This is a genomic window from Massilia haematophila (assembly GCF_042647645.1).
Taxonomy (GTDB): Bacteria; Pseudomonadota; Gammaproteobacteria; order Burkholderiales; family Burkholderiaceae_D; genus Telluria; species Telluria haematophila.
This window is the reverse complement of record NZ_JBHRVV010000001.1, coordinates 4,919,893-4,942,500: the sequence shown is the minus strand read 5'-3', so window position 1 is coordinate 4,942,500 and position 22,608 is coordinate 4,919,893. Positions and strand designations below refer to the sequence as shown.

26 protein-coding genes and 1 tRNA gene (1 of these 27 only partly in view) are annotated in these 22,608 nt (G+C 66.9%); 13 read left to right on the top strand and 14 right to left on the bottom strand.

What is annotated here, in order from left to right:
- A protein-coding gene (locus tag ACFOPH_RS21945) for a phospholipase D family protein (protein ID WP_379737241.1) crosses the window boundary here: on the bottom strand, window positions 1-1,319 show its 5' portion. The gene continues 232 nt to the left of window position 1, outside the view; only the first 1,319 of its 1,551 coding nucleotides appear in the window; its start codon is at window positions 1,317-1,319; its stop codon lies beyond the left edge, outside the window.
- A gap of 1 nt (window position 1,320) precedes the next feature.
- Window positions 1,321-2,097 carry an enoyl-CoA hydratase gene (locus ACFOPH_RS21940; protein ID WP_312553693.1) on the bottom strand — a complete coding sequence of 259 codons (777 nt, stop codon included), beginning with the start codon at window positions 2,095-2,097 and terminating at the stop codon, window positions 1,321-1,323.
- Between the two features lie 90 nt (window positions 2,098-2,187).
- Here ACFOPH_RS21940 and ACFOPH_RS21935 point away from each other — a divergent pair, with 90 nt between their 5' ends.
- Complete coding sequence (locus ACFOPH_RS21935) at window positions 2,188-3,468, top strand: MFS transporter (protein ID WP_379737239.1); 1,281 nt, start codon at window positions 2,188-2,190, stop codon at window positions 3,466-3,468.
- 8 nt (window positions 3,469-3,476) lie between these two features.
- On the opposite strand, the gene ACFOPH_RS21930 is transcribed toward ACFOPH_RS21935, so the two are convergent.
- From ACFOPH_RS21930 to mltA, 3 genes are all read right to left on the bottom strand, one after another.
- On the bottom strand, window positions 3,477-4,280 hold the full coding sequence (locus tag ACFOPH_RS21930) for a DUF2145 domain-containing protein (RefSeq protein ID WP_379737237.1): 804 nt from the start codon (window positions 4,278-4,280) through the stop codon (window positions 3,477-3,479).
- A 2-nt stretch (window positions 4,281-4,282) separates the two neighbouring features.
- Complete coding sequence (locus ACFOPH_RS21925) at window positions 4,283-4,741, bottom strand: hypothetical protein (RefSeq protein ID WP_312549919.1); 459 nt, start codon at window positions 4,739-4,741, stop codon at window positions 4,283-4,285.
- A 121-nt stretch (window positions 4,742-4,862) separates the two neighbouring features.
- Window positions 4,863-6,089, bottom strand: coding sequence for a murein transglycosylase A (gene mltA / locus ACFOPH_RS21920; RefSeq protein ID WP_379737235.1), 1,227 nt, complete (start codon window positions 6,087-6,089; stop codon window positions 4,863-4,865).
- 11 nt (window positions 6,090-6,100) lie between these two features.
- Between mltA and ACFOPH_RS21915 the strand changes: the two genes are divergently transcribed.
- Window positions 6,101-6,250 (top strand): hypothetical protein, encoded by a 150-nt coding sequence (locus tag ACFOPH_RS21915; protein ID WP_312549917.1) that lies wholly within the window; start codon window positions 6,101-6,103, stop codon window positions 6,248-6,250.
- Window positions 6,251-6,262: 12 nt separating this feature from the next.
- On the opposite strand, the gene apaG is transcribed toward ACFOPH_RS21915, so the two are convergent.
- On the bottom strand, window positions 6,263-6,637 hold the full coding sequence (apaG, locus tag ACFOPH_RS21910; protein WP_312549916.1) for a Co2+/Mg2+ efflux protein ApaG: 375 nt from the start codon (window positions 6,635-6,637) through the stop codon (window positions 6,263-6,265).
- 186 nt (window positions 6,638-6,823) lie between these two features.
- Here apaG and rpe point away from each other — a divergent pair, with 186 nt between their 5' ends.
- The 7 genes from rpe to ACFOPH_RS21875 all read left to right on the top strand — a co-directional run bounded on the left by rpe (window position 6,824) and on the right by ACFOPH_RS21875 (window position 12,854).
- Entirely contained in the window at window positions 6,824-7,495 is a 672-nt protein-coding gene (gene rpe / locus ACFOPH_RS21905; protein ID WP_312549914.1) for a ribulose-phosphate 3-epimerase, read from the top strand.
- 2 nt (window positions 7,496-7,497) lie between these two features.
- On the top strand, window positions 7,498-8,190 hold the full coding sequence (locus ACFOPH_RS21900; protein ID WP_379737232.1) for a phosphoglycolate phosphatase: 693 nt from the start codon (window positions 7,498-7,500) through the stop codon (window positions 8,188-8,190).
- A 205-nt stretch (window positions 8,191-8,395) separates the two neighbouring features.
- Window positions 8,396-9,892 (top strand): anthranilate synthase component I, encoded by a 1,497-nt coding sequence (gene trpE, locus ACFOPH_RS21895; RefSeq protein WP_312549912.1) that lies wholly within the window; start codon window positions 8,396-8,398, stop codon window positions 9,890-9,892.
- Between the two features lies 1 nt (window position 9,893).
- Window positions 9,894-10,457, top strand: a complete 564-nt coding sequence (locus ACFOPH_RS21890; protein WP_379737230.1) for an anthranilate synthase component II — start codon at window positions 9,894-9,896, stop codon at window positions 10,455-10,457.
- Between the two features lie 58 nt (window positions 10,458-10,515).
- The gene (gene trpD / locus ACFOPH_RS21885) at window positions 10,516-11,550 is read left to right on the top strand and encodes an anthranilate phosphoribosyltransferase (protein WP_379737228.1); all 1,035 of its coding nucleotides are present in this window, start codon (window positions 10,516-10,518) and stop codon (window positions 11,548-11,550) included.
- Window position 11,551: 1 nt separating this feature from the next.
- On the top strand, window positions 11,552-12,352 hold the full coding sequence (trpC, locus tag ACFOPH_RS21880; RefSeq protein WP_312549908.1) for an indole-3-glycerol phosphate synthase TrpC: 801 nt from the start codon (window positions 11,552-11,554) through the stop codon (window positions 12,350-12,352).
- Window position 12,353: 1 nt separating this feature from the next.
- The gene (locus ACFOPH_RS21875; RefSeq protein ID WP_379737226.1) at window positions 12,354-12,854 is read left to right on the top strand and encodes a hypothetical protein; all 501 of its coding nucleotides are present in this window, start codon (window positions 12,354-12,356) and stop codon (window positions 12,852-12,854) included.
- Window positions 12,855-13,108: 254 nt separating this feature from the next.
- Here the strand turns inward: ACFOPH_RS21875 and ACFOPH_RS21870 are convergent, their stop codons facing one another.
- The 5 genes from ACFOPH_RS21870 to ACFOPH_RS21850 form a co-directional block, all read right to left on the bottom strand.
- On the bottom strand, window positions 13,109-14,941 hold the full coding sequence (locus tag ACFOPH_RS21870) for a M61 family metallopeptidase (protein ID WP_379737225.1): 1,833 nt from the start codon (window positions 14,939-14,941) through the stop codon (window positions 13,109-13,111).
- 136 nt (window positions 14,942-15,077) lie between these two features.
- Window positions 15,078-15,653: a nucleotidyltransferase family protein gene (locus ACFOPH_RS21865; protein WP_379737224.1), complete on the bottom strand. Its 576-nt coding sequence runs from the start codon at window positions 15,651-15,653 to the stop codon at window positions 15,078-15,080.
- A gap of 11 nt (window positions 15,654-15,664) precedes the next feature.
- The gene (locus tag ACFOPH_RS21860; protein ID WP_379737223.1) at window positions 15,665-16,123 is read right to left on the bottom strand and encodes a (2Fe-2S)-binding protein; all 459 of its coding nucleotides are present in this window, start codon (window positions 16,121-16,123) and stop codon (window positions 15,665-15,667) included.
- 47 nt (window positions 16,124-16,170) lie between these two features.
- A complete protein-coding gene (locus ACFOPH_RS21855) occupies window positions 16,171-16,890 on the bottom strand; it encodes a DsbC family protein (RefSeq protein ID WP_379737982.1) in 720 nt (239 codons plus the stop codon).
- Window positions 16,891-16,914: 24 nt separating this feature from the next.
- A complete protein-coding gene (locus ACFOPH_RS21850; protein WP_379737222.1) occupies window positions 16,915-18,177 on the bottom strand; it encodes an FAD-dependent monooxygenase in 1,263 nt (420 codons plus the stop codon).
- Window positions 18,178-18,308: 131 nt separating this feature from the next.
- On the opposite strand from ACFOPH_RS21850, the gene ACFOPH_RS21845 reads away from it, so the two are divergent.
- A tRNA-Phe gene (locus ACFOPH_RS21845) sits at window positions 18,309-18,384 on the top strand.
- 105 nt (window positions 18,385-18,489) lie between these two features.
- Here the strand turns inward: ACFOPH_RS21845 and ACFOPH_RS21840 are convergent.
- Both ACFOPH_RS21840 and ACFOPH_RS21835 read right to left on the bottom strand, forming a co-directional pair.
- Window positions 18,490-19,017 carry a hypothetical protein gene (locus ACFOPH_RS21840; protein ID WP_379737221.1) on the bottom strand — a complete coding sequence of 176 codons (528 nt, stop codon included), beginning with the start codon at window positions 19,015-19,017 and terminating at the stop codon, window positions 18,490-18,492.
- Window positions 19,018-19,050: 33 nt separating this feature from the next.
- Window positions 19,051-20,040 (bottom strand): MerR family transcriptional regulator, encoded by a 990-nt coding sequence (locus ACFOPH_RS21835; RefSeq protein WP_379737220.1) that lies wholly within the window; start codon window positions 20,038-20,040, stop codon window positions 19,051-19,053.
- Window positions 20,041-20,254: 214 nt separating this feature from the next.
- On the opposite strand from ACFOPH_RS21835, the gene ACFOPH_RS21830 reads away from it, so the two are divergent.
- The 3 genes from ACFOPH_RS21830 (at window position 20,255) to ACFOPH_RS21820 (ending at window position 21,607) form a co-directional block, all read left to right on the top strand.
- Complete coding sequence (locus ACFOPH_RS21830) at window positions 20,255-20,710, top strand: fasciclin domain-containing protein (RefSeq protein WP_312549899.1); 456 nt, start codon at window positions 20,255-20,257, stop codon at window positions 20,708-20,710.
- Window positions 20,711-20,822: 112 nt separating this feature from the next.
- On the top strand, window positions 20,823-21,401 hold the full coding sequence (locus ACFOPH_RS21825) for a lipocalin family protein (protein ID WP_379737219.1): 579 nt from the start codon (window positions 20,823-20,825) through the stop codon (window positions 21,399-21,401).
- A 29-nt stretch (window positions 21,402-21,430) separates the two neighbouring features.
- Window positions 21,431-21,607 (top strand): DUF2256 domain-containing protein, encoded by a 177-nt coding sequence (locus tag ACFOPH_RS21820; protein WP_312549897.1) that lies wholly within the window; start codon window positions 21,431-21,433, stop codon window positions 21,605-21,607.
- A gap of 74 nt (window positions 21,608-21,681) precedes the next feature.
- On the opposite strand, the gene ACFOPH_RS21815 is transcribed toward ACFOPH_RS21820, so the two are convergent.
- Entirely contained in the window at window positions 21,682-22,557 is an 876-nt protein-coding gene (locus ACFOPH_RS21815; protein ID WP_312549896.1) for a hypothetical protein, read from the bottom strand.
- Window positions 22,558-22,608 lie beyond the last annotated feature (51 nt).

Genomic DNA, 22,608 nt, shown 5'->3' with positions numbered 1-22,608 from the left:
TCGGTATTCAGGTCGATCGACCGCCGGTCCATATTGAAGGACCCGACGAAAACGCTGCGTCCATCGACGCCGATGGTCTTCGCATGCAGGCTCGATGCCGAGCTGCCGAAGCTGGCACGCCCGGTCTCGGGCAGTTCCGCGCCCCAGCTGCGGCGCAGCTCGAACAGGGAGACGCCCGCCTTGAGCAGGTCGTGCCGCCACTTGGCGTAACCGGCATGCACCGCCGCGACGTCGGTGGCCTCCAGCGAGTTGGTCAGGATGCGCACCCGCGCTCCGCGGCGGGCGATATCTTCCAGCACCTGGGCGACCTCCTTGCTGGGAACGAAATACGGCGACACGAGATCGAGCTGGCGCGTCGGCTCGCCCAGCAGCTTGGCGAGATGGACGGCCATGCGCGTCTCCCGCCCGGCCTTGCCCAGCACCTTGGCCGGATCGTCGCTGACCAGGCGCGTCGTGCTCCACTCCAGCGGCAGGCGACGCTGCGCCAGCTGTTCGAAAAAAGGCGAGGTGCGGATCGCCTCCAGGTAGCGCTGCGCCTCGGGCCGGCGGCTCAAGGCGGCGGCACGCTGCGCCAGCGCGCCAGCCGGCTCCGCATCGGCAGGATCGACCAGGGTGGCGACCGGGTAGGCCGAGGCGCTGTTCCAGTAGCGATCGAAGTCCTGCGACACCTGCTGCACCACCGGCCCGACCGCCATCACGTCGAGGTCGACGAACAGCATGTCGCCGGCCACGCCGAAGTATTCGTCGCCGATATTGCGTCCGCCGACGATGCTGGCCTGGTTATCCGCCGTGAAGGACTTGTTGTGCATGCGCCGGTTCAGGCGGCTGAAGTCGGTCAGGTAGCCGATGCTGCGCCAGCGCCGGTTACCGAAAGGATTGAACAGTCGCACCTCGACATTCGGCTCGCGGGCAAAGGCGGCCAGCACCGGGTCGAGCCCGGCGGTGTTGTTATCGTCGAGCAGGAGACGCACCCGCACGCCACGCGCCGCGGCGCTGCGCAAGGCGTCCAGCATCAGCGTGCCGGTGAGATCGTTGCGCCATATATAGTATTGAACGTCGAGACTGCGCTCGGCGGCGCGGGCCAGCAAGACGCGCGCCGCGAACGCATCGCGGCCGTCGGACAGCGGATAGACCCCGGCCAGGCCGGGATGTTCGGCCGCCAGCGGCGCGATCGCCTGTCCCAGCGGCGTATCGGCGGTGTCGGCCAGCGCCACGGTAGCGGTACGCTGGCCCAACGGCGGCAGCGAGGTGCAGCCATAGGTCGCCGTCGCGGCGACGACCAGCGCTGCCGCTCCTATCCGGACCGCCGGCGCGCGCATCTTACATGCCTTCGAAGTTCGCCTTGCGCTTCTCGAGGAAGGCCGACATGCCTTCTTTCTGGGCAGGCGTGCCGAAGGCGGCGTGGAAGAAGCGGCGCTCGTAACGCACGCCTTCGGTCAGCGTGGTCTCGTAGGCGCGGTTGACCGAGTCCTTGATCGCCATCGCGACCGACACCGGCATCTCGGCGATGGTGTTGGCCACCGCCAGCGCCTCTTCCATCAATTTCTCGGCCGGGAACACGCGCGACACCAGGCCGGTGCGCTCCGCTTCGGCCGCATCGATCATGCGGGCCGTGAGCAGCATGTCCATTGCCTTCGACTTGCCGATCGCGCGCGGCAGGCGCTGGGTGCCGCCGGCGCCCGGGGTGACGCCAACCTTGATCTCCGGCTGGCCGAACTTGGCGCTGTCGGCGGCGATCAGGAGGTCGCACATCATCGCCAGTTCGCAGCCGCCGCCCAGGGCGTAGCCGGCGACGACGCCGACCACGGGCTTGCGCACGTTCAGGATGTGCTCCCAGTTGCGGCCGATGTAGTTGCCCGGGTAGGTGTCGGCATAGGTGTAATTCGCCATGGCGGCGATGTCGGCGCCGGCCGCGAATACCTTCTCGCTGCCGGTCAGGACGATGACGTTGACCGCTGGATCGGCGTCGAACTGGTACAGGGCGTGGCCCAGCTCGTTCATCATGTTGTCGTTCAGCGCATTCATCGCCTTTGGACGGTTCAAGCGGATGACAACCACCTTGCCGTGGTTTTCGATCAGCAGGTCTGCGTATTCCATGGGACACCCCTCTCAAGTTGACGGTATGGCCGCGATTGTAGCGCCTCTGCAGTCCAAAAAGGACGGTATCATTGCTCGTTCAGCAATATCTTGCGCGAGTTCATCATCAACAGAGTACGCAACGTCCTGCACAGCCTGCGCGGCGACGGGCTGCTGGCCAAGCCCGACTTCCGCCGCCTCTGGCTCAGCAGCGCGCTGACCCATTTCGGCGCGCAGATCACCCTGCTCGCGCTGCCGATCTGCGCCGTCCTCCTGATGCATGCGACCCCAAGCCAGATGGGCATCCTGGCCGCGCTCGAATCCCTGCCCTTCCTGCTGTTCGGGCTACCGTCGGGCGTGCTGCTCGACCGCTGCCGCCGCCTGCCCATCATGATGTGCAGCGACGCCATGGTAGCCACCGCACTGGCGAGCGTGCCGCTGGCCTGGTGGCTCGATGCCCTCTCGATCCACTGGCTGTACGCGGTCGGCTTCGTGCTCGGCACCGGCTACACGGTCGGCGGCAGCGCCGAGCAGGTGTTCCTGACCTTTGTCGTCGGACGCGAAGGGCTGGTCGACGCCCAGGCGAAGTTCGCCTCGACCGAATCGGCGGCGCGCCTGGTCGGCCCCGGCATGGCGGGCGGCCTGGTGCAATTGCTGGGGGCGCCGTTCGCCATCCTGTGCACGGTCGGCGGCTTCGCGCTCTCGCTGTCGAACCTGCGCCGCATCCGCGCGCGCGAACCCCAGCCGCCGCGCTCGACCACGCATCCGCTGCACGAGATCCGCGAAGGCCTGGCTTTCGTGTGGAACCACCGCCTGCTGCGCACCCTGGCCTGGACTTCCGCCTTCTGGCACCTGCTCTTTTATGACTACATGGCCCTGCACGTGCTGTTCGCCACCCGTGTGCTCGGCATGACGCCGGGCGTGATGGGCACGGCGCAGATGCTGGGCGGCGTCGGCATCCTGGCCGGCTCGCTGCTGGTGAAGCCGCTGTCGCCCCGGCACGGCACCGGCCGCGCGATCCTGGCCGGCCTGTGCGTCTCGGCGCTCGGCTTCGCCCTGATGCCGGCGGTTCCGGTGCGGCTGCTGGATAGCGCGAATCTCAGTGCCATCGCCTACGGCCTGGTGGTGTTCCTGCTCGACTGCGGCGCGACCCTGTTCTTCGTGCCTTACATCGCCATGCGCCAGCGGGTCACGCCCGACGCCGTGCTGGGAAGGATGGTGGCGACCATGCGCTCGCTGACGGTGGCCATGGCGCCGCTGGGTGCGCTGCTGGCCGGTGCGCTGGCCGAGCGCTTCGGCGTGCGCATCGGGCTGGTGTGCGTGGCGACGGGGGCGGTCGTGCTGGCCTTGGGCGCTGTCGCCGGCACCCGCCTGCGCGATGTAAAAGCTTAGGGCGAGGATCAGGGCGGCAGCGTTAGCCGCGTCTCCGGACAACCCATGGCCTGGCAGCCATTCGGCAGGGTCCGCAGCCAGGTCACGACCGAATCGACCGTGACGGTCTGGATATGCCCGCGCCAGCGCAGCTCGGAGGGATGGTCGTCGAAGGCGACATTCGCCTTGGTGACACGCGCGCCGAGCCGGGTCAGCGTGCCAAGTTCCAGCTGGGTCGGCACATAGCCGTGTGCCTTCAGCCAGGCTTGCGCGCTGACGCGGGTATTCGCCTCGTCCTCGGGCGCGACGGCGAAGGCCAGCAACTCCAGCACCCAGCCGTTCGAATTCTGGTACTGGGTGCTGAACGGATAGGCCACCAAGCTGTAACGAGGCTCGTGGTAATCGCTGGCCTTCTTGCCCAGCAAGGCTTTCTTCAGGCGCGCCTGCGCATCGGGCGCCAGGCGCCAGATGCCGGCCTGGTAGCGGAACGGAGAATCGGCAAAGAAGTTGAGCAGGCCTTCGTCGTACAGGGCCGACGAGGCGGTGCCGCAGGCATTGAGCTTGTGGACGACCGACCAGGCGCCCGCCGGATGCTCGCGCAGCGCGAATGCCAGGTGCGAATAGGTCAGCCCGTATCTCGACAGGTCTTGCCCGGCGCGGGCGATCAGGACGACCTCGTCGTCGATCTGCTCGAGTGCGGCGCGGGTGGCGTCGGCCATCTGCAAGCCCAGGCGCGCCATGTCGGGCGCGGGTTCCGGCGCGTCGCAAGGCCTGCCGGCAGCGGCGGCGCCGGCCGCCAGGGCCAGCGCCACCGCGAGCAGGGTCCGGCGCACGCTCAGCCGCGCGCTTTCGAGTGCAGCAGGCCGCTGTCCGGTGGGGTCATCACGCCGATCGTCGTGGCGCCCTTCTTGAGCGTGTAACCGCTCCTGCCGATCGGCTCGATGCCGAGCTCGTCATCGACCTTGAGCCCCTGCGAACGCGCGGTTTTCGTCGCCACCATGGTGTCGATCTGCATGGTCTGGTCTTCGCTGCGCAGTGCGACGGCGGTCTTGTCGCCTTGCGGGCGCAGCGCGGCGACGCGCCAGCGCTTCTGGCCCTCGAGGCCGCCGGACGCCGCCTGGGACAGCTTTTTCCCGCCCTGGTGGGACAGGATGAACGGCGAGGCAACGACGATGACGGCGCTCAGGGCGCTGGCTTCGGATGCCGTGAGATTCATCTCGGCCGATGCCGGCGCCGTCAGGGTGCCGGCAAGGGTGGCGGCAAATACGAGGGTGACGAACGATGCTGCGCGCATGATGTGTCCAATCAGGTGTGCCGGCTGAAGCGCCTGCGTGGCCAGGATGGCCCGACCGAGAACGGGGCTGAAAAGCACCGCCAACTTAGCCGAAATTGAACAGCCGTGCAATGCGATCTGCTTACTTCGGCAGCAACACCCACACCGACCCGCTCTGCTTCATGCGCCCCGCATAGCCCGCCGCATCGCCGCCGAAGCCGAAGAAGAAATCCGCCCGCACCGGCCCGCGGATCGCGCCGCCGGTGTCCTGCGCCAGCATCAGGCGCTGCACCGGTGCGCCGTCGGCCGGATGGGTCGTCGACAGGAACAGCGGCGCGCCCAGCGGCACGAACGAAGGATCGACCGCCACCGAGCGCGCCGGCGTCAGGGGCACGCCGAGCGCGCCTTTCGGACCGACCGAGGGATCGGGCAGCCGCTCTTCGCGGAAGAAGATGTAGCTCGGGTTCACATTCAATAATTCCTGGCGCCGCGCCGGATTCGCCGCGATCCACGCCTTGATGCTCTGCGCCGAGACGCCGCCGGCCGGCAACTCGCCCTGCTCCACCAGCCAGCGCCCGATCACCTTGTACGGGTGGCCGTTCTGGTCGGCGAACGCAATGCGCACGGTCTCGCCGGTCTCGGCGATGCGCACGCGGCCCGAACCCTGCACCTCGAGGAAGAAGGCCTCGACCGGATCGTCGACCCAGACCAGCTCCTTGCCGCTCAGCGGCGCACGTTCGATCTCGGCGCGGGTGGAATACGGCACCACGGTCTTGCCGACCAGGCGGCCGCGCAGGCGCATGTTCTTCAGGCTGGGATAGACGCCCGCCAGGTCGACCGTGACCAGGTCGTCCGGCACGCGGTAGAGCGGGGTCTGGAAAGTGCCGCCGCGCTTGCGCGAGCCGCTCAGCATCGGTTCGTAGTAGCCGGTAATCAGGCCGGTGTCGGCGCCATCGGGCGCGCGCATCTGGTTCGGCACGAAATACGCCTCGAAATAGCGGCGGATCGCGTTGCCGTCCTGCGCATCGACACCGCCGGCGGCGCCGCAGGGCGTTTTCCACTCGGCCTTCTTCGCCAGCACGCGGCAGGAGGCCAGGAAGGCAGGCCAGGCCTGGCGCAGGTCGTCCTGCTGCCAGCCGGGCAGCGCGTCGAAGCTGACCGGGGTCATCGGCGGTACTGGTGGCGCGGGCGTCGGGGCGGGAATGGCCACCGGGCCGACCGGCGGCGGCATCACGACGTCAGGCTGCGTGGATGGCTGCGGCTTCGGCTGCGGCTGCGGCTGCGGCGCCTGGGGCGGCGTGCCGCAGGCGGCCAGCAGGAGGGCGACGAGGGCGAAGGAAGCGGGTACACTGCGGCGTATCGATTGCATAAGGACAGTCTATGTGGATCTTGATGCTGGAAGCGGGCGTGGCCTTGTTCCTGCTCGTGTTTATCGTCTGGTGGACCATGTTCTCGGGCCGCCCGGAAGAGCGCAAGCGTCCGCTACGCGAAGAGCGCAAGGAGCCGGCCCGCCACGATCCCGACGCTTAGCCGCCACGCCGGTCAGTGCAGGCTGCGCGGCAGCGACAGCACGAATTCCGGAATCGCCACTTCGAAGCGGTGACCGTCCTCGGCCACGCAGAAATACTCGCCGCGCATCGAACCCTGGGGCGTGGCGAGCTGGGTGCCGCTGGTGTATTCGAACTGCTCGCCGGGTTTCAGCAGCGGCTGGTGCCCGACCACGCCCAGGCCCTTCACTTCCTGCACGCGGTTGTTGGCGTCGGTGATCACCCAGTGGCGCGAAATCAGCTGGGCCGGCACGCTGCCGGTATTGCGTATCGTGATCGTATAGGAAAACACATAGTTGTCGCGCTCCGGATTGGATTGCTCCGGCAGGTGCTGGGTCCGGATGGTAACGGTGAAATCGTAGGCGGACATGGGCTTCCTCTTCTGGTTATTCTGCCTGGCTGCGGCTTAGTTGCCTGCGCGAATGATGCGGCCCGGACGGCGGCCGAATGTGCGCAAAACGACAATCATACAGCGCCCGTAAAAAGCCCGTTCGCGCAAGCCGCATCAAGCTCGGCGTAAAATAGCCGGATTCTTGACCACCTCACCGTCACCGCAATGACCACCTACCGCATCGCTCCCAGCATCCTGTCCGCCGACTTCGCCCGCCTGGGCGAGGAAGTCCGCAACGTCGTCGACGCCGGCGCCGACATCATCCACTTCGACGTGATGGACAACCATTACGTGCCGAACCTGACGATCGGCCCGCTGGTCTGCCAGGCGATCCGTCCGCACGTGCAGGTGCCGATCGACGTCCACCTGATGGTGAAACCGGTCGACCGCATCATCCCCGACTTCGCGAAAGCCGGCGCCAACATCATCACCTTCCACCCGGAAGCGTCGGAACACATCGACCGCACCCTGCAGCTGATCCGCGACCACGGCTGCAAGGCCGGCCTGGTGTTCAACCCGGCCACGCCGATGCACTACCTCGAGCACGTCATGGACAAGATCGACATGATCCTCATCATGTCGGTGAACCCGGGCTTCGGCGGCCAGTCCTTCATTCCGGAAGCGCTCAAGAAGATCGCGATCGCGCGCCGCATGATCGACGAATCGGGCCGCGACATCATGCTCGAAGTCGATGGCGGCATCAAGGCCGAGAACATCGCCGCCGCCGCGGCTGCCGGCGCCGACACCTTCGTTGCCGGCTCGGCCATCTTCGGCAAGCCCGACTACAAGGCCGTGATCGACGCCATGCGCGCCGAACTGGCCACGGTCGGGAAGTAAGCGTGCAGCCCGGCGCCGCAGTCATCAAGGCTGCCATCATCGACCTGGACGGCACCATGCTCGACACGGTGCCGGATTTCGAACTGGCCCTGAACGCCATGCGCGCCGAGTTCCGCCTGGCGCCGATCACGCAGGATGTGATCAAGCCGATGGTCGGCAAGGGTTCGGAAAAACTGATCCGCGACGTGCTGTCGCTCGACTTCGACCCGGACCGCGTCGAGTCCGTGTATGACGAGGCCATGGCCGCCTACCAGCGCCACTACCTCGCCATCAACGGCGAGCGTAGCAGGCTGTTCGACGGCGTCATCGAAGGTTTGACGGCGTTGCGCGAACAGGGCCTACGCCTTGCCTGCGTCACCAACAAGCCGATCTCCTTCACCACGCCGCTGCTGGCGCAGAAGGGACTGGCGCCTTTCTTCGAGCTGGTCTACGGCGGCGATTCGCTGCCGAAAAAGAAGCCCGATCCGCTGCCGCTGCTGCAGGTGTGCAGCGACTTCGACCTGCCGCCGCAGCAGGTGGTGGCGATCGGCGACTCCTCGAACGACGCCGAAGCGGCGCGCGCCGCGCGTTGCTATGTGCTCACAGTGCCATATGGATATAACCACGGAAGGCCTGTGCAAGAGATCGATTCCGATGGTATAGTTAATTCGCTACTCGATGCGGCGACCCTGATTCGTGCGCATAACGGCGTCTAAATTTACTTATCTATACATGTTCTTCACCAAAAAACACACTGTCAACCAGACCGGCGCCCTTGAGGCCTGGCTGTGGCGACGCTGGCAATCCTGGGCTAACTAACCCGTATTGATTGCTGCCGGCGGCATTCGCGCATCCGGCAGGTTTTTTGGAACACCAACGCCGCCCTCCCCTACCTCGATAGCTGGCGGCCAGGAGAAGAACATGACCGAACTCGAATTCAAATCGCTGGCCAACCAGGGCTACAACCGCATTCCGCTGATCGCCGAGGCATTCGCCGATCTCGAGACGCCGCTGTCGCTCTACCTGAAGCTGGCCCAGTCGCAGGACACCGGCAAGAACACGTTTCTCCTCGAATCGGTCGTCGGCGGCGAGCGCTTCGGCCGCTATTCCTTCATCGGCCTGCCGGCGAAGACCCTGCTGCGCAACAGCGGCAATCGCACCGAGGTCGTGACCAACGGCAGCGTGGTCGAAACCTTTGATGGCAATCCCCTCGAATTCATCGAACAGTTCCAGGCGCGCTTCAAGGTCGCGCTGCGTCCCGGCATGCCGCGCTTCTGCGGCGGCCTGGCCGGCTACTTCGGCTACGACACGGTGCGCCACATCGAGCGCAAGCTCGCCGGCCAGGCGCCGAAGGACGACCTCGGCCTGCCCGACATCCAGCTGCTGGTGACCGAGGAACTGGCCGTCATCGACAACCTCTCGGGCAAGCTCTACCTGATCGTCTACGCCGACCCGTCGCAGCCGGAAGCCTTCGCCAAGGCGCGCCAGCGCCTGAAAGAATTGCGCGTCATGCTGCGCCGGAGCGTCGACGTGCCGGTCACCACCGGCTCGGTGCGTACCGAGGCCGTGCGCGACTTCTCCAAGGAAGACTACCTGGCGGCGGTGGCCAAGGCCCACGAATACGTGATGGCCGGCGACCTGATGCAGGTCCAGATCGGCCAGCGCATCCGCAAACCCTACGTCGATTCGCCGCTGTCGTTGTACCGTTCGCTGCGCTCGCTGAACCCGTCGCCCTACATGTACTACTACAACTTCGGCGACATGCAGATCGTGGGCGCCTCGCCGGAGATCCTGGTCAGGAACGAGACGTCTCCGGCAGGCGAACGCAAGGTCACGCTGCGCCCGATCGCCGGCACCCGCCCGCGCGGCGCGACGCCGGAACGCGACGCCGAACTGGCGGTCGAACTGCTTGGCGACCCGAAGGAGATCGCCGAACACGTGATGCTGATCGACCTGGCGCGCAACGACATCGGCCGCATCGCCGAGACCGGCAGCGTGAAGGTGACGGACCGCATGGTCATCGAAAAATACTCGCACGTGCAGCACATCGTCTCGAACGTCGAAGGCAGGCTCAAGGAAGGCATGTCGAACCTCGACGTGCTGCGCGCCACCTTCCCGGCCGGCACCCTCACCGGTGCGCCGAAAGTGCGTGCGATGGAGATCATCGACGAACTGGAGCCGGTCAAGCGCGGCATCTACGGCGGCGCCTGCGGTTACCTCTCCTTCGGCGGCGAGATGGACGTGGCGATCGCCATCCGCACCGGCGTGATCAAGGACGGCAACCTGTACGTGCAGGCCGCGGCCGGCATCGTGGCCGATTCGATCCCCGAGATGGAATGGCAGGAAACCGAAAACAAGGCGCGCGCCGTGCTGCGCGCGGCCGAACAGGTCCAGGACGGACTGGATGGGGAGTTCTGACATGCTCTTGATGATCGATAACTACGATTCCTTCACCTACAACATCGTCCAGTATTTCGGCGAGCTGGGTGAAGAAGTGCGCACCGTGCGCAACGACGAAGTCACGATCGACGAGATCGCCGCGATGCGGCCCGACCGCATCTGCATCTCGCCGGGCCCGAAGGCCCCGGTTGACGCCGGCGTCTCGGTCGACGTGATCAAGCAGTTCAAGGGCAAGCTGCCGATCCTCGGCATCTGCCTGGGCCACCAGGCCATCGGCGAAGCGTTCGGCGGCAAGATCGTGCGCGCCAAGCAGGTCATGCACGGCAAGACCTCGCTCGTCGCCCACACCGGCGTCGGCGTGTTCAAGGGTATTCCGAGTCCCTTCACCGTGATCCGCTACCACTCGCTGGCGATCGAGCGCGCCTCCTTGCCCGACTGCCTGGAAGTGACGGCCTGGACCGACGACGGCGAGATCATGGGCGTGCGCCACAAGGAATACGACATCGAGGGCGTGCAGTTCCACCCCGAGTCGATCCTGTCCGAGCACGGCCACGCGCTGCTGAAGAACTTCCTCGAGCGCTGATTCGCTTCTTCCCGTGCCGCGCCTCCCGGCGCGGCGCCCACACATCTTAGGAACGCCCATGCCGATCACACCACAAGAGGCGCTGCTGCGCTGTATCGAACACCGCGAGATCTTCCACGACGAGATGCTGCATTTGTTCCGCCAGATCATGTCGGGCGAGATGTCGCCGACCATGGTCGCGGCGCTGACCATGGGCCTGCGCGTGAAGAAGGAAACCATCGGCGAGATCACCGCCGCGGCGCAAGTCATGCGCGAGTTCTCGACCAAGGTGCCGATGGCCGACACCACGAATTTGCTCGACATCGTCGGCACCGGCGGCGACGGCGCCAACACCTTCAACATCTCGAGCGCCTCGATGTTCGTGGCGGCAGCGGCCGGCGCGCGCGTGGCCAAGCACGGCGGGCGCAGCGTCTCCTCGTCTTCGGGCAGCGCCGACCTGATCGAATCGCTCGGCGCCGAGATCGACCTCAAACCCGAGCAGATCGCCCAGTCGATCGCCCAGACCGGCATCGGCTTCATGTTCGCACCGAACCACCACGCCGCCATGAAGCACGTGGCGCCGGTGCGCCGCGAACTCGGCGTGCGCAGCATCTTCAACATCCTCGGGCCGCTGACCAATCCGGCCGGCGCGCCGAACATCCTGATGGGCGTGTTCCACCCCGACCTGGTCGGCATCCAGGTACGCGTGCTGCAGCGCCTGGGCGCCCAGCATGCGCTGGTGGTCTGGGGCCGCGACAACATGGACGAGGTCTCGCTCGGCGCCGGCACCCTGGTCGGCGAGCTGGTCAACGGCGAGATCCGCGAGTACGAGATCCATCCCGAGGACTTCGGCCTGGCCATGATCTCGAGCCGCAACCTGAAGGTGGCGAACACCGCCGAGTCCAAGACTCGCGTGATGGAAGCGCTGCGCGGCGAGCCGGGTCCGGCGCACGACATCGTGGCCCTGAACGCCGGCACCGCGCTGTACGCGGCCGGCGTCGTCGCCTCGATCGAGGAAGGCCTGGCCAAGGCGCGCGCCACCATCGCCACGGGCGCGGCCCTGGCCAAGCTCGAGCAGTTCGTCACCATCACGCGCCAGCTGGGCGCCCGCTGACATGTCCGACATCCTGAATAAAATCCTGGCCGTGAAGGCCGACGAAGTGGCCGCCGCACGGAAACACCGCGACCTGGCAAGCCTGCGCCGCGACGTCGAGAGCGACGCCGCACTGCGCGCGGATATCCGCGGCTTCGAAGCGAGCCTGCGCAAGAACATCGCGGCGGGCCGCGCCGGCGTGATCGCCGAAGTGAAAAAGGCTTCGCCCTCGAAGGGCGTGCTGCGGCCCGACTTCCGTCCCGCGGACATCGCCGAAAGCTATGCCGCTGCCGGCGCCTCCTGCCTGTCGGTACTGACCGACGTGCAGTTCTTCCAGGGCCATGCCGACTACCTGCGCCAGGCGCGCGCCGCCTGCGAGCTGCCGGTGATCCGCAAGGACTTCATCGTCGACATGTACCAGGTCTACGAAGCGCGCGCGATGGGCGCCGACGCGATCCTCCTGATCGTCTCGGCGCTCGACCATGGCCTGATGGCCGAACTGGAAGCCTGTGCGCAGGAACTCGGCATGGACGTGCTGGTCGAAGTACATGACGGTGATGAGTTGACCGCGGCGCTGCGCTTGAAGTCGCGCCTGGTGGGCATCAACAACCGCAACCTGCGCACCTTTGCGACCTCGCTCGACACGACCATCGGCCTTTTGCCGCGCATCCCGGCGGAGCGCCTGGTGGTCACCGAGTCGGGCATCGCGGTGCGCGAGGACGTGGAGCGCATGCGCGCGGCAAACGTGCATGCCTTCCTGGTGGGCGAAGCCTTCATGCGTGCTTCCAGCCCGGGTGACGAACTGCGACGATTATTCGACTAACATGAAACCTTCCATCCGCATCAGGGCCGCTCTCCTTCTTCTACTACTGGCAGCCCTGGGCGGATGCGGCACGGCCCCGCCCGTCGCTTCCACGGACGAACGCATCGTCCCGATCATCTCCGCCAGCCCGCCTGCCTCCACCGAAGCCCCGGTGCCGCCGCCATCGCGCACCCTCGACGCCTACAAGGTGGAAGTGGCGCACCACGTCATGCGCCAGAACCTCGACCAGACCTTCAGCGGCCGCCTGCCGCCGATGCTGCCGGCGATCGTGGTGCTGAACATCACCGTGCGCGACGATGGGGAAGTCGAAGATGTGGAAGTCCAACGCTCGCGCAACGACAACGCGTCGCGCGTAGCCGTGGCCTCGATGCGGCGCAGCGGAAAGCTGCCGAAGCCGGCGAACCTGCTGGCGGGGAGTACGCGCCGGCTGACGTTTTCCGAGACCTTCCTGTTCGATCACCAGTATCGGTTTCAGTTGCGCAGCCTGGCTGGGCCGCAGTAGGGTTTTGTAGGGTGGGCGCGGCCGGCGTAGGCACCCCGTGCCCACGCGGTGCAGCGCATGCGTGACGACTGCTTTACTTCATCTGCGAAGACTGGATCTGCCACCGGCCGCGCGAAATGGCATGACGACTGCGGATGCGATTCAGGTACATCTTTGCTGATAGCGCAGTGGAGCGGACAATTCCTGAAGAATGATGTCAACACAGTGCCCGCTTCCGCGTGGGCACGGAGTGCCCACCCTACCGTTCGCGGTGATTACACCGCGCTCGGCCGCGCGATCGTCCCGGCCTTGCGCACGCCGGCCACCGCCGACAGCGTGATGCCCGGCACCCGATCCCCCTGCAGCGTCACCTCGAAGCGCATCAGCTCGTCGCGGCGGAAGGCGTGGATCGTCACCTTGTCGCCGACGCGGTAGCGCGACAGCAGCGCCTCGACGTTGGACGGATTGCCGTTCACGCGCAGGCCGTCGATGGCGATGACGACGTCCAGCGCCGACAGGCCGGCCTGGTGCGCCGCGCCCCCCTCGTGCACCTGGGTCAGCTTGGCGCCCAGCGGGTCGCGGCCGATGCCGGCGTCCAGCGAGGGCTTGCCGCTCTTGCGCTCGTCGGCCAGTTTGACGCCCAGCGGCGCGTACAGCTTGGCCAGCGGGATGTCCTCGGTGCCGCGCACATATTTGTCGAACAGATTGCGCAGCCTGACACCGCTGACCTCGTCGAACAGCGACTCGACTTCCGCCTCGGTGACGCCGCGGCCGACGCCCGCGTAGAAGTCGCGCCCATAGCGCTCCCACAGTGCCAGCATGACGTCGTCCAGCGATTTGGCGCCGCCGGTCTTGGCGCGGATCGTCAGGTCAAAGGCCAGCGCGATCAGTGAACCCTTGGTGTAGTAGCTGATGATCGCGTTCGGCGAGTTCTCGTCCTGGCGGTAGTACTTGCTCCAGGCGTCGAAGCTGGAATCGGCCACGCTCTGCTTGGTGCGGCCGCTGCCGCGCAGCACGCTGGCGATGGTTTTACCGAGCAGCTTGAAGTAGGTCGGCTCGCCGATGATGCCGGCGCGCACCAGCATCAGGTCGTCGTAGTAGCTGGTGAAGCCTTCGAACAGCCACAGGAGCGGCGTGTAGTTCTCGACCTGCAGGTCATAGGGTGCGAACACCGCCGGCTTGATGCGCTTGACGTTCCAGGTGTGGAAGTACTCGTGGCTGCACAGGCCCAGGAATTTCAGGTAGCCCTCGTTCGGCTCCCCGACTTTCGGTCCGCCGATGCTCGGCAGGTCGGCGCGCGCGCAGATCAGCGCGGTCGATGCGCGGTGCTCGAGGCCGCCGTAACCGTCGCCCACCGCCATCGTCATGAAGACATAGCGGTCGACCGGCGCTTTCTTCGTCTCCGGTTCGAAGAAGGCGATCTGGGTTTCGCAGATGGCCTTCAGGTCCGCCTGCAGGCGCGCCATGTCCAGGTTCGGCACGCGGCCGGTGATCACGATGTCGTGCGGGACGCCGTGGGCCTTGAAGGTCGCCAGCGCGAAGTCGCCCATCTCGACCGGGTGGTCGATCAGCTCGTCGTAGTCGCCCGCCACGTAGGTGCCGAAGCCGTAGCGCTTGGCGCCCAGTTCCTTCATCGACGTGGCGACGCGCCAGGTCCCGGCAGCCGGGTCGCCTGGGCGCTGGATGTCGACCTGGTGCGTCGCCGCTTCCTGGCCGGCCACGCGCAGGAACACGCTGGTGCCGTTGAAGAAGCCGTGGGTCTGGTCCAGGTGGGCGGCGCGCACCGACAGGTCCCAGGCATAGACCTCGTAGTGCAGGGTCAGCGGGCCGTCGACGGGCGCCGCCTGCCAGGAGTGCTTGTCGAGCTTGGCCAGGGCGACCGCGGCGCCGTTCGATTCGGCGCGGATGCGCACGATGTTGCGCGCAAACTCGCGGATCATGTAGCTGCCCGGGATCCAGGCCGGCAGTGCGAACACCTGGCCTTCGGCGGCGGGCGCCGGCACCGTGACGGTGACGTTGAAGATGTGGCCCGCCAGGTCCTTGGGAACGATGGTGTAGGCGATGGCGGGCTGCTTGACGTGCTGCTTTCTCTGGGCTGGTTTTTTCATGAGGACGAAAGGAAGTCTTGCCGATCGCCGTAGTGTAAACGATTCGCATCGGCCACCGCCAAATCGGGATGGCGGCCGCCCGGCGCAGCCGGACAGGCAGGCCGTGGGATTCCTGCGAAATGCGGGTGCTGCTGCCCTAGAGGTCGGCCGGGGTGTCGATGTCGCGCAGGATGCCGGGGTCCTCGACCTCGACCTGCGTGACCTGCGCCGACTTCAGCAGCCCGCGCGCGCCGTGCTCCCCTTCCAGCGCCAGCAGCGCCGGCAGGTGGACGGCGCCGAAGGCCACCGGATTGCCGCGCCGCCCGCCGTGCACCGGCGCGGCAATGCCGGCGCCGGCAGCCAGCGCATCGCACAGTGCGCGCAGCGTTGGCGGCGCCACGAAGGGCATGTCGCCCAGCGCCACCAGCCAGGCGTCGGCCTCGCCGCCAGACAGCGAATGGCGGATCGCGTGAACCAGGGAGGCAGCCATGCCGCTGTCGGCGTCGGGACAGGTGGTGACCTCGGCGCCGAGCGCGCGCAAGGCGTCGGCCACGCCGCCATCGTGCGGCGGCACCACCGCGATCACGCGCGGAAGGACGGCCAGCAGCGAACGCGCGCTGGCGGCCACCACCGGTTCGCCGCCGGGCAGCGTTTGCAGCAGCTTGTTGCGCTCGCCGGAGGGATCGAAGCGCCTGCCCCTGCCCGCGGCCAGCAGGATGCCGACAGGGTGCATGCGATCAGGCGTCAGGCCAGCGACTTCGCGGCGTCCTTGATGGCCGCGCGGATCCGCTGGTAGGTGCCGCAGCGGCAGATGTTGCCGCTCATGGCGTTGTCGATGTCGGCGTCGCTCGGCGCCTTGTTGGTGCGCAGCAGCGCGGTGGCGCTCATCACCTGTCCGCTCTGGCAGTAGCCGCACTGCGGCACGTCGTGGGCGATCCAGGCGGTTTGCACGGCCTTGCCGACCGGGTCCTGGGACATCGCCTCGATGGTGGTGATCTTTTGCCCGACGGCGGCAGCGATCGGCGTGACGCAGGAGCGGATCGGCTCGCCGTTCAGGTGCACGGTGCAGGCGCCGCACAGGGCGGCCCCGCAACCGAACTTGGTGCCGGTCATGTCCAGGTTGTCGCGCAGGGCCCAGAGGATGGGTGTGGCCGGATCGGCATCGACCTCGGTATCGCGCCCGTTGATGTTAAGTTGAACCATGCGCTTTACAAACCTTCAAACTTATGTTTGAACGATAAAACAATTGTTTATTTGATCGACTGCAGCTTCGCTTCCAGCGTCTTCAGGTCGACCGCGCCCGGGATGCGGGTGCCGTCGGTGAAGAAGATGGCGGGCGTGCCCTGGATGTTGAGCTTGTGGCCGAGCTCCACGACCTTGTCGTTCGGGGTCTCGCAACTGGCCGGGGCGGCCGGCGGCACCTTGCCGTTGATCATCCAGTCATCCCAGGCCTTTACGCGGTTCGGCGCGCACCAGATGTTCTTCGACTTCTCGAAGGAATCCGGCGACAGGATGTTGTACATGAAGGTGTAGATCGTGACGTTGTCCAGCTCATGCAGCGTGGTCTGGCGCAGGCGCTTGCAGTAGCCGCAGTTCGGATCTTCGAACACGGCGATCACGCGCTTGCCGTCGCCCTTCACCTGCTTCAATGCCATGTTCAGCGGCAGGTCGGCGAACTTGATCTTGTTCAGCTCGTCCATGCGCTCGCGCGTCAGGTTGCGCGTGGTCTTGGCCTCGTACACCTGGCCGATGAACAGGTATTCGCCTTTCTTGTCGGTGTACAGGATGTCGCTGCCGACGCGCAGCTCGTACATGCCGCCGTACGGCGTTTCCTTGATGGATTCGATCTTGGCGCCGCCCAGGCGCGGCTCGATGTTCTTGCGGATGTTGGTCTCGACCGTGTTCTGGGCGTCGACACAACCCGCGATCAGGCCCGTCGCCATCAACACGGCGACCTTGGTTTTTAACAACACTCTGGTTTTCCTTAAGAAGATTTACTTACCGATGGCATGCGCCATCAGGCGCCGCTTTACGAAGGGCAACTTGTCGAGCAAGTTTAATCCCAAATTGCGCACCACGCGCACGGGTTCGAGGTTGGCGCCGAACAAACGCTCCAGGCCGTCGGTGGCCAGTTGCATCAGGAGCACTTCCTCCTTGCGCGCACGGGCGTAGCGCGCCAGGACGCGCTCGTCGCCGATGGCCCGGTGTTCCTCGCGCTCGGCCACCACGCGCAGCAGGTCGACCACGTCGCCGAAGCCCAGGTTCATGCCGTGGCCGGCCAGCGGATGGACGGCGTGGGCGGCGTCGCCGACCAGGGCCACGTGCGGCGCGACCAGCGCGTGCGGACGCACCAGCGCCAGCGGCACGGCTTTCACGGATTCCGGCTGCAGCGGTTTCAGCGCGCCGAGCGGCTCGTCGGCGTATTCGCCGAGGCGGATCGCCAGCTCGCCGAGCGACTCGTCCATCAGGGTCGCGGCCAGGGTTTCCGGCGCCGACCAGACCAGCGAGACGCGGTTGCCCGGCAGCGGCAGCAGCGCGATGATGCCGTCGGCGCAGGTGAACCACTGGTGGGCCACGCCGTGGTGCGGCTTTTCGCAGGCAAAATTGGTGACGACCGCGCGCTGGTGGTAGGAGCGGTAGTCGACGCCGATGTCGCACTGCCCGCGCACCCAGGAATCGCGCCCGTCGGCGCCGACCACCAGTTTGGCGTCGAGTTTGCGGCCGTCTTCCAGCTCCACTTGCGCGCCCTCCGGGCCGCAGGTCAGGCGGCAGGCGCAGCCGCTGACGATGTTCACGTTGTGCGCGAATTTCAGGGCGGCGTCGAGCGCGTTGTTCAGGTTGCTGTCCTCGACGATCCAGGCCAGCGTGCCGGCATGGGCGCCGAAGGCGTCGAAGCCGAGCGCGCCGCCGTTCTCGCCGTCGCCATTGACCGCCATCGCATCGACCGGCGCCACGCGCGCCATGTCGAGCGCGCCCCAGACCTTCAGCGAGGACAGCAGCTTGTGCGCGGTGTGGTTCAGCGCGTAGACACGCACGTCCCAGGGGCGCTCGGCCGTCGAAATGGCGGCCTGCAGCTCCTCTCCCCCGGAGCGCGCCGCCGGCACCAGCAGGGTGACGCTGTGGCCGGCCTGGGCGAAGCCGAGGGCCGCGGTCTTGGCGATGGCGCCGTTGCCGACGATGCAGACATCGCTGCGGCAATCGTCGCCGCGGGCGCCATGGCTGCGGGACTGTGCGGAGGAGAAATGAGGTGTCGTCATGTCAACCATTATAGCGGCATGTCACCCTCATACCCGGCATGCCGCGTACGGTGCCGGCATCCGGCGCCGAAAGAAAGTTGCAAGTAGGACTTGCAGAGCCGGAAAGCGCTGGCTATAATCATGCCTCTCTTGGCCTGGTAGCTCAGTTGGTAGAGCAGAGGATTGAAAATCCTTGTGTCGGTGGTTCGATTCCGCCCCGGGCCACCAAGAATTCAGCATCGTCGACAACACGGCGATACAAGCGAAAGCCACCCATCGAGGTGGCTTTTTCGTTTTCGCTTCTCCATCGCGGGCCTGGCGGGCGCCCTGCCCTCAATCCTTCTTTTCCCTGAATTCACCCTCGATCACCATGTCGTCGCTATTCCTGGCGGGGGTGCGGCCGGTGAATTTGAAGACGGACGACAGCATGCGGTCGAAAACGGCCCGTCGCGCCCAGGGATACGCCAGGAGGAAAGCCAGGGCGAAACCGGTGAATGCCGCGGGCACGTAGTCGGCTCCCGACAGGAAATGCAGCATGCACAGTGCGAGCAGGCCGGCGATCAGCGGGCGGCGCACGGCTTTCGGCAACAGGCCGACGATGCGCAGCCGGCCCTTGCTGATCGAGGGGAATCGCGCAAACAGAAGGCCCAGCAGCAGCCCCGCCACGAAGCGCCCCGTGCCGAGATAGTCGGCCAGCACGCCGACGACCAGGAAACCGGTATAGGTCAAGGTGCCGGCAAGGGCTGCCAGCAGGAGCAGTGCAACGGCGATCGCCAGCCTTGGCTTGCGCATCGCCGCGAGGATGAGAAAACGCAGGATTTGAATACTCCGGCAAATGGGTAACGAAAAGCGGATGCCCATTCTAGCAGCAGCGCACAAGCACCGCTGTCCCCGTCACCGCGCTTCACCTGCGCGCGGCAGCGCCAGTCCCTCGGCGCGCGCCAGCCGTTCCATCGCATCTTCGAGGACGACGCGGGCCTGGGCCGCCGCGTCCTGGAGCGCGTGGTGCAGCTCGGCGTCCGCGCTGTCGCGGGAGGCGCACTGGGCGCTGTAGCGCTCGAAGCTGCCGACCATCAATAGCAGTTCGGTCAGGTGGCGCGGGCATTCGCAGGCCAACTTGCCAATGTTCACGCTCAGGCGGGCCAGCGCCTCCTCGTCGAAACGCGGCGGCGCCGGTTCGCTGCGTTGCGCCGGCAGCGGCAGGCGTTGTCCGTCCAGTGCGGTGCGGCACAGCGACAGCAGCTCGCCCGCTTCGGCCGGCACGCGCGCCACCAGCCATCCCTGCCCGCGCAGGGTGCGAATGGTCGCGCTCGCACAAAACCGGTACAGCACCGTCACCGCCCTGGCGCGCACCGTGTCGCGCGCCGCGGCGATCCGGGGCAGCGCGCTTTCGTCCAGCTCGGACAACTCGACCAGCAGCACGTCGGCCCCGGCGCCGTCCGGCAGCGGCGCGACCTGCTCCAGCCGTGCATGGCTGGCCAGGACGCCGAGCTGCAATGCCGCGCGCCCACCCGCGGCCAGCCGCTGCGCCAGGCCGATGCCGACGGCCACCACGCTGATCGGACCTCCCGCGCCTGCACGGCCGCCCGCGCCGATGCCTGCCAGTTCACGCAGCCGGTCGATGGAATGTCCGGCCAGCTGGCCGATCGGGTGCCCCCAATCGACCAGTTGCTTCAGCAGGCGCAGGCGCTGCACCTGCTCGGCCGAGTACAGGCGCTGCCCATGCGAGGAGCGCTGCGGGTCGGACAGGCCGTAGCGGCGCTCCCAGACGCGCAGCGTCTCGACCGGCAGGCCCGCGAGCCGGGCTGCCGCACCGCTGCGGTAGGTGATGTCGGACAGCAGGGCAGTGCCCTCGGGTGATGCGGAAACCAGTTTATCGCTCATGATATGACCCGCTATTGAACCGAATGTCTTTGATTATACCTGTTCAAATCATAGACAAACCAGGTGTAGCGCACTACATTTGAAGACAGAAGTGCAACGCACATCACATGGGCATCGTCCCGCAAGGCTGCTGCCGCGGATCGGCGCTCGTCCAGCGGCAACAGAGAGCGAGGCGATGCCCACCCCTTTCGGATTCTTTGACAAGGAACTTGCGATGAAAAAACTTTTGCTCGGAACTGCATTCCTGTTCGCCTTCGGCGCCGCCCAGGCCGCCGATATCGTCGACACCGCCAAATCGGCGGGCTCGTTCAACACCCTGGTCAAGGCCGTCGAGGCGGCCGGCCTGGCCGAGACGCTCAAGGGCCCGGGCCCGTTCACGGTGTTCGCCCCAAGCGACGCAGCCTTCGCCAAGGTACCGAAGGCCAAGCTCGATGCCCTACTGAAGGACAAGGCGGCGCTGGCCAAGGTCCTGACCTACCACGTGGTGCCCGGCAAGGTCATGGCGTCGGACGTGAAACCGGGCGAGGTCAAGACGGTCGAGGGTGGTATGCTCAATATCAACACCAAGGGTGGCAAGGTCATGGTCGATGGCGCCAACGTCGTCAAGACCGACGTCGCGGCCGACAATGGCGTGATCCACGTGATCGACAAGGTCATGATGCCGAAGTAAGGCATCAGGCGGGAGCCCTCCCCGCCCGCCGGGTCCGCACGGACCCGGCGCTTATTCGTCCGCGCTCCGTTTATCAACGCCTCATTTCGTTCAACAGAAGACACCCGAGCCCATGCCGAACCCGACCATCCTGCGCACCAGCCTGCTGGCCCTGCTGTGCGGCACGCTCCTTGGCGCCTGCGCCGCCACGCCGGCCGGCCGGCGCGAAGATGCGCCGCCGCTGGCCACCATCGCCACGCTCGACCTGCCGCGCTACATGGGCACCTGGTATGAAATCGCGAAGTACCCGAACCGCTTCCAGAAGCACTGCGCCGGCGACACGCGCGCGCAATACAGTTTGCAGCCCGGTGGCGGCGTGCAGGTGATCAACCGTTGCCGCCGCGCCGACGGCAGCCTCGACGAAGCGGTCGGCAGCGCACGCCAGCTAGGGGACGACACATCGCCCCGGCTCCAGGTACGCTTCGCGCCACGCTGGCTTTCCTTCCTACCTTTTGTTTGGGGGAATTACTGGGTTGTCGATCTCGCCCCGGACTACCAGCTGGCCGCGGTCAGCGAGCCGAAGCGGGAATACCTGTGGATCCTGTCGCGTACCGCGACCGTGCCGCCCGCAGCCTATGCCGCCCTGCTCGAACGGCTGGCCTACCAGGGCTTCGACCTGTCCAAGCTGACGCTGACCGCGCAGGGGCAATAAGAAGTCCGCATTGCCCGCGGCTGCCCCCTATGCGCCAGCGCAAGAAGTCCGAGCTGCCCTCGAAAATCTGCGCCCACTGCGCGCGCCCTTTCACCTGGCGCAAGAAATGGGAGCGCGACTGGGAGCAGGTCAAGTATTGTTCCGAACGCTGCCGCCGCAGCGCCGCGCCGGCAGCCCGGGCTGGACCGGCTGCAGCGGCCGGCTGAACGCCGCGCCCCGGCCTGGCTCGATGCCCGGCTGCCCTCATCGGGTGAGCAGGAAACGCATCCGCCTGCACGCTTCAACGGCCGCCCTGCGCCTGCGCCATCTCCAGCGCCGGCAAGGTCACCGTCAGGAAGGACGACACCTGACCGATCAGGTCGGCAGCCTGCTGGCGCATCTGGCCCATCTGCAGTATCGACAATTCCGCCTGGCGCACCGCCTGCCCGATCAGCGTGCGGCGCTGGATGAGCGCGTCCAGCAAGGCCGCGTCCGGCGTGCTGCCCGCCAGCTTCGTCACGACCGCGAGCACGGCGCCGTGCAGGCTCAGCTCCTGCGCGGACGCTTCCAGCTGGCGCAGGGCCAGCTCGCTGTCCGCCATCAGTTGCAGCAATTGTTCGCGCGCGGCGCTCAACGCCGGCTTGTACTGGGCGGGCGACACCTGGCGGCGGAACAGCCTGTCGAACACGCCCGCCGGCGCGCGCGTGCTCTCGAGCGCGGCGTCGAGCAGCGCGGGGACCGCCAGTTGGGTCAACTTCAGCACCAGCTCGGTCGCGGGCTGGAGCAGTGCGGCCTGCTCCATCAAGGGGCCTTCTCCCCACTGCGTGACGGGCGCCAGCTTCACCGGCAGGATGCGGCGAAACAGCACGGCCAGGCGCTGTTCCGCTTGGGCGAACAATGCAGGATGATCAGCCTGGGCGGTGACCAAGGCATCGCGCACCGCCGGATGGTCCTCGCTGTCGAACAGCGCACGGGCCGCGGCCCTGGGGACGGCAGGCGCCGCCGCGGGCAGGTCGTCGAAGGCCAGCGCCCTGGGCGGACCGGCGGCGGGCGCGGCGGATGCGCCCTCTTCTTCGCCGAAGTCGAGCGCGCGCGGCACGGCAGGCGGCTCGGCCGGAACGGCGGGAGCGTCAGGTTCCTCGCCGAAATCGAATGCCTTGGGCGTCTGCGGTGTCATCGGTTATAAGGTGCGGTCATCCGGCGCCCGGCGCCGGATGACCGCTCGTCG

Coding starts and splice junctions, on each gene's coding strand:
- ACFOPH_RS21940 (WP_312553693.1), bottom strand. CDS start 2,097: ATGGAATACGCAGACCTGCTGATCGAAAACCACGGCAAGGTGGTTGTC.
- ACFOPH_RS21925 (WP_312549919.1), bottom strand. CDS start 4,741: ATGCGCGCAGCATCGTTCGTCACCCTCGTATTTGCCGCCACCCTTGCC.
- mltA (WP_379737235.1), bottom strand. CDS start 6,089: ATGCAATCGATACGCCGCAGTGTACCCGCTTCCTTCGCCCTCGTCGCC.
- ACFOPH_RS21915 (WP_312549917.1), top strand. CDS start 6,101: ATGTGGATCTTGATGCTGGAAGCGGGCGTGGCCTTGTTCCTGCTCGTG.
- apaG (WP_312549916.1), bottom strand. CDS start 6,637: ATGTCCGCCTACGATTTCACCGTTACCATCCGGACCCAGCACCTGCCG.
- rpe (WP_312549914.1), top strand. CDS start 6,824: ATGACCACCTACCGCATCGCTCCCAGCATCCTGTCCGCCGACTTCGCC.
- trpE (WP_312549912.1), top strand. CDS start 8,396: ATGACCGAACTCGAATTCAAATCGCTGGCCAACCAGGGCTACAACCGC.
- ACFOPH_RS21890 (WP_379737230.1), top strand. CDS start 9,894: ATGCTCTTGATGATCGATAACTACGATTCCTTCACCTACAACATCGTC.
- trpD (WP_379737228.1), top strand. CDS start 10,516: ATGCCGATCACACCACAAGAGGCGCTGCTGCGCTGTATCGAACACCGC.
- trpC (WP_312549908.1), top strand. CDS start 11,552: ATGTCCGACATCCTGAATAAAATCCTGGCCGTGAAGGCCGACGAAGTG.
- ACFOPH_RS21875 (WP_379737226.1), top strand. CDS start 12,354: ATGAAACCTTCCATCCGCATCAGGGCCGCTCTCCTTCTTCTACTACTG.
- ACFOPH_RS21870 (WP_379737225.1), bottom strand. CDS start 14,941: ATGAAAAAACCAGCCCAGAGAAAGCAGCACGTCAAGCAGCCCGCCATC.
- ACFOPH_RS21865 (WP_379737224.1), bottom strand. CDS start 15,653: ATGCACCCTGTCGGCATCCTGCTGGCCGCGGGCAGGGGCAGGCGCTTC.
- ACFOPH_RS21860 (WP_379737223.1), bottom strand. CDS start 16,123: ATGGTTCAACTTAACATCAACGGGCGCGATACCGAGGTCGATGCCGAT.
- ACFOPH_RS21850 (WP_379737222.1), bottom strand. CDS start 18,177: ATGACGACACCTCATTTCTCCTCCGCACAGTCCCGCAGCCATGGCGCC.
- ACFOPH_RS21840 (WP_379737221.1), bottom strand. CDS start 19,017: ATGGGCATCCGCTTTTCGTTACCCATTTGCCGGAGTATTCAAATCCTG.
- ACFOPH_RS21835 (WP_379737220.1), bottom strand. CDS start 20,040: ATGAGCGATAAACTGGTTTCCGCATCACCCGAGGGCACTGCCCTGCTG.
- ACFOPH_RS21830 (WP_312549899.1), top strand. CDS start 20,255: ATGAAAAAACTTTTGCTCGGAACTGCATTCCTGTTCGCCTTCGGCGCC.
- ACFOPH_RS21825 (WP_379737219.1), top strand. CDS start 20,823: ATGCCGAACCCGACCATCCTGCGCACCAGCCTGCTGGCCCTGCTGTGC.
- ACFOPH_RS21820 (WP_312549897.1), top strand. CDS start 21,431: ATGCGCCAGCGCAAGAAGTCCGAGCTGCCCTCGAAAATCTGCGCCCAC.
- ACFOPH_RS21815 (WP_312549896.1), bottom strand. CDS start 22,557: ATGACACCGCAGACGCCCAAGGCATTCGATTTCGGCGAGGAACCTGAC.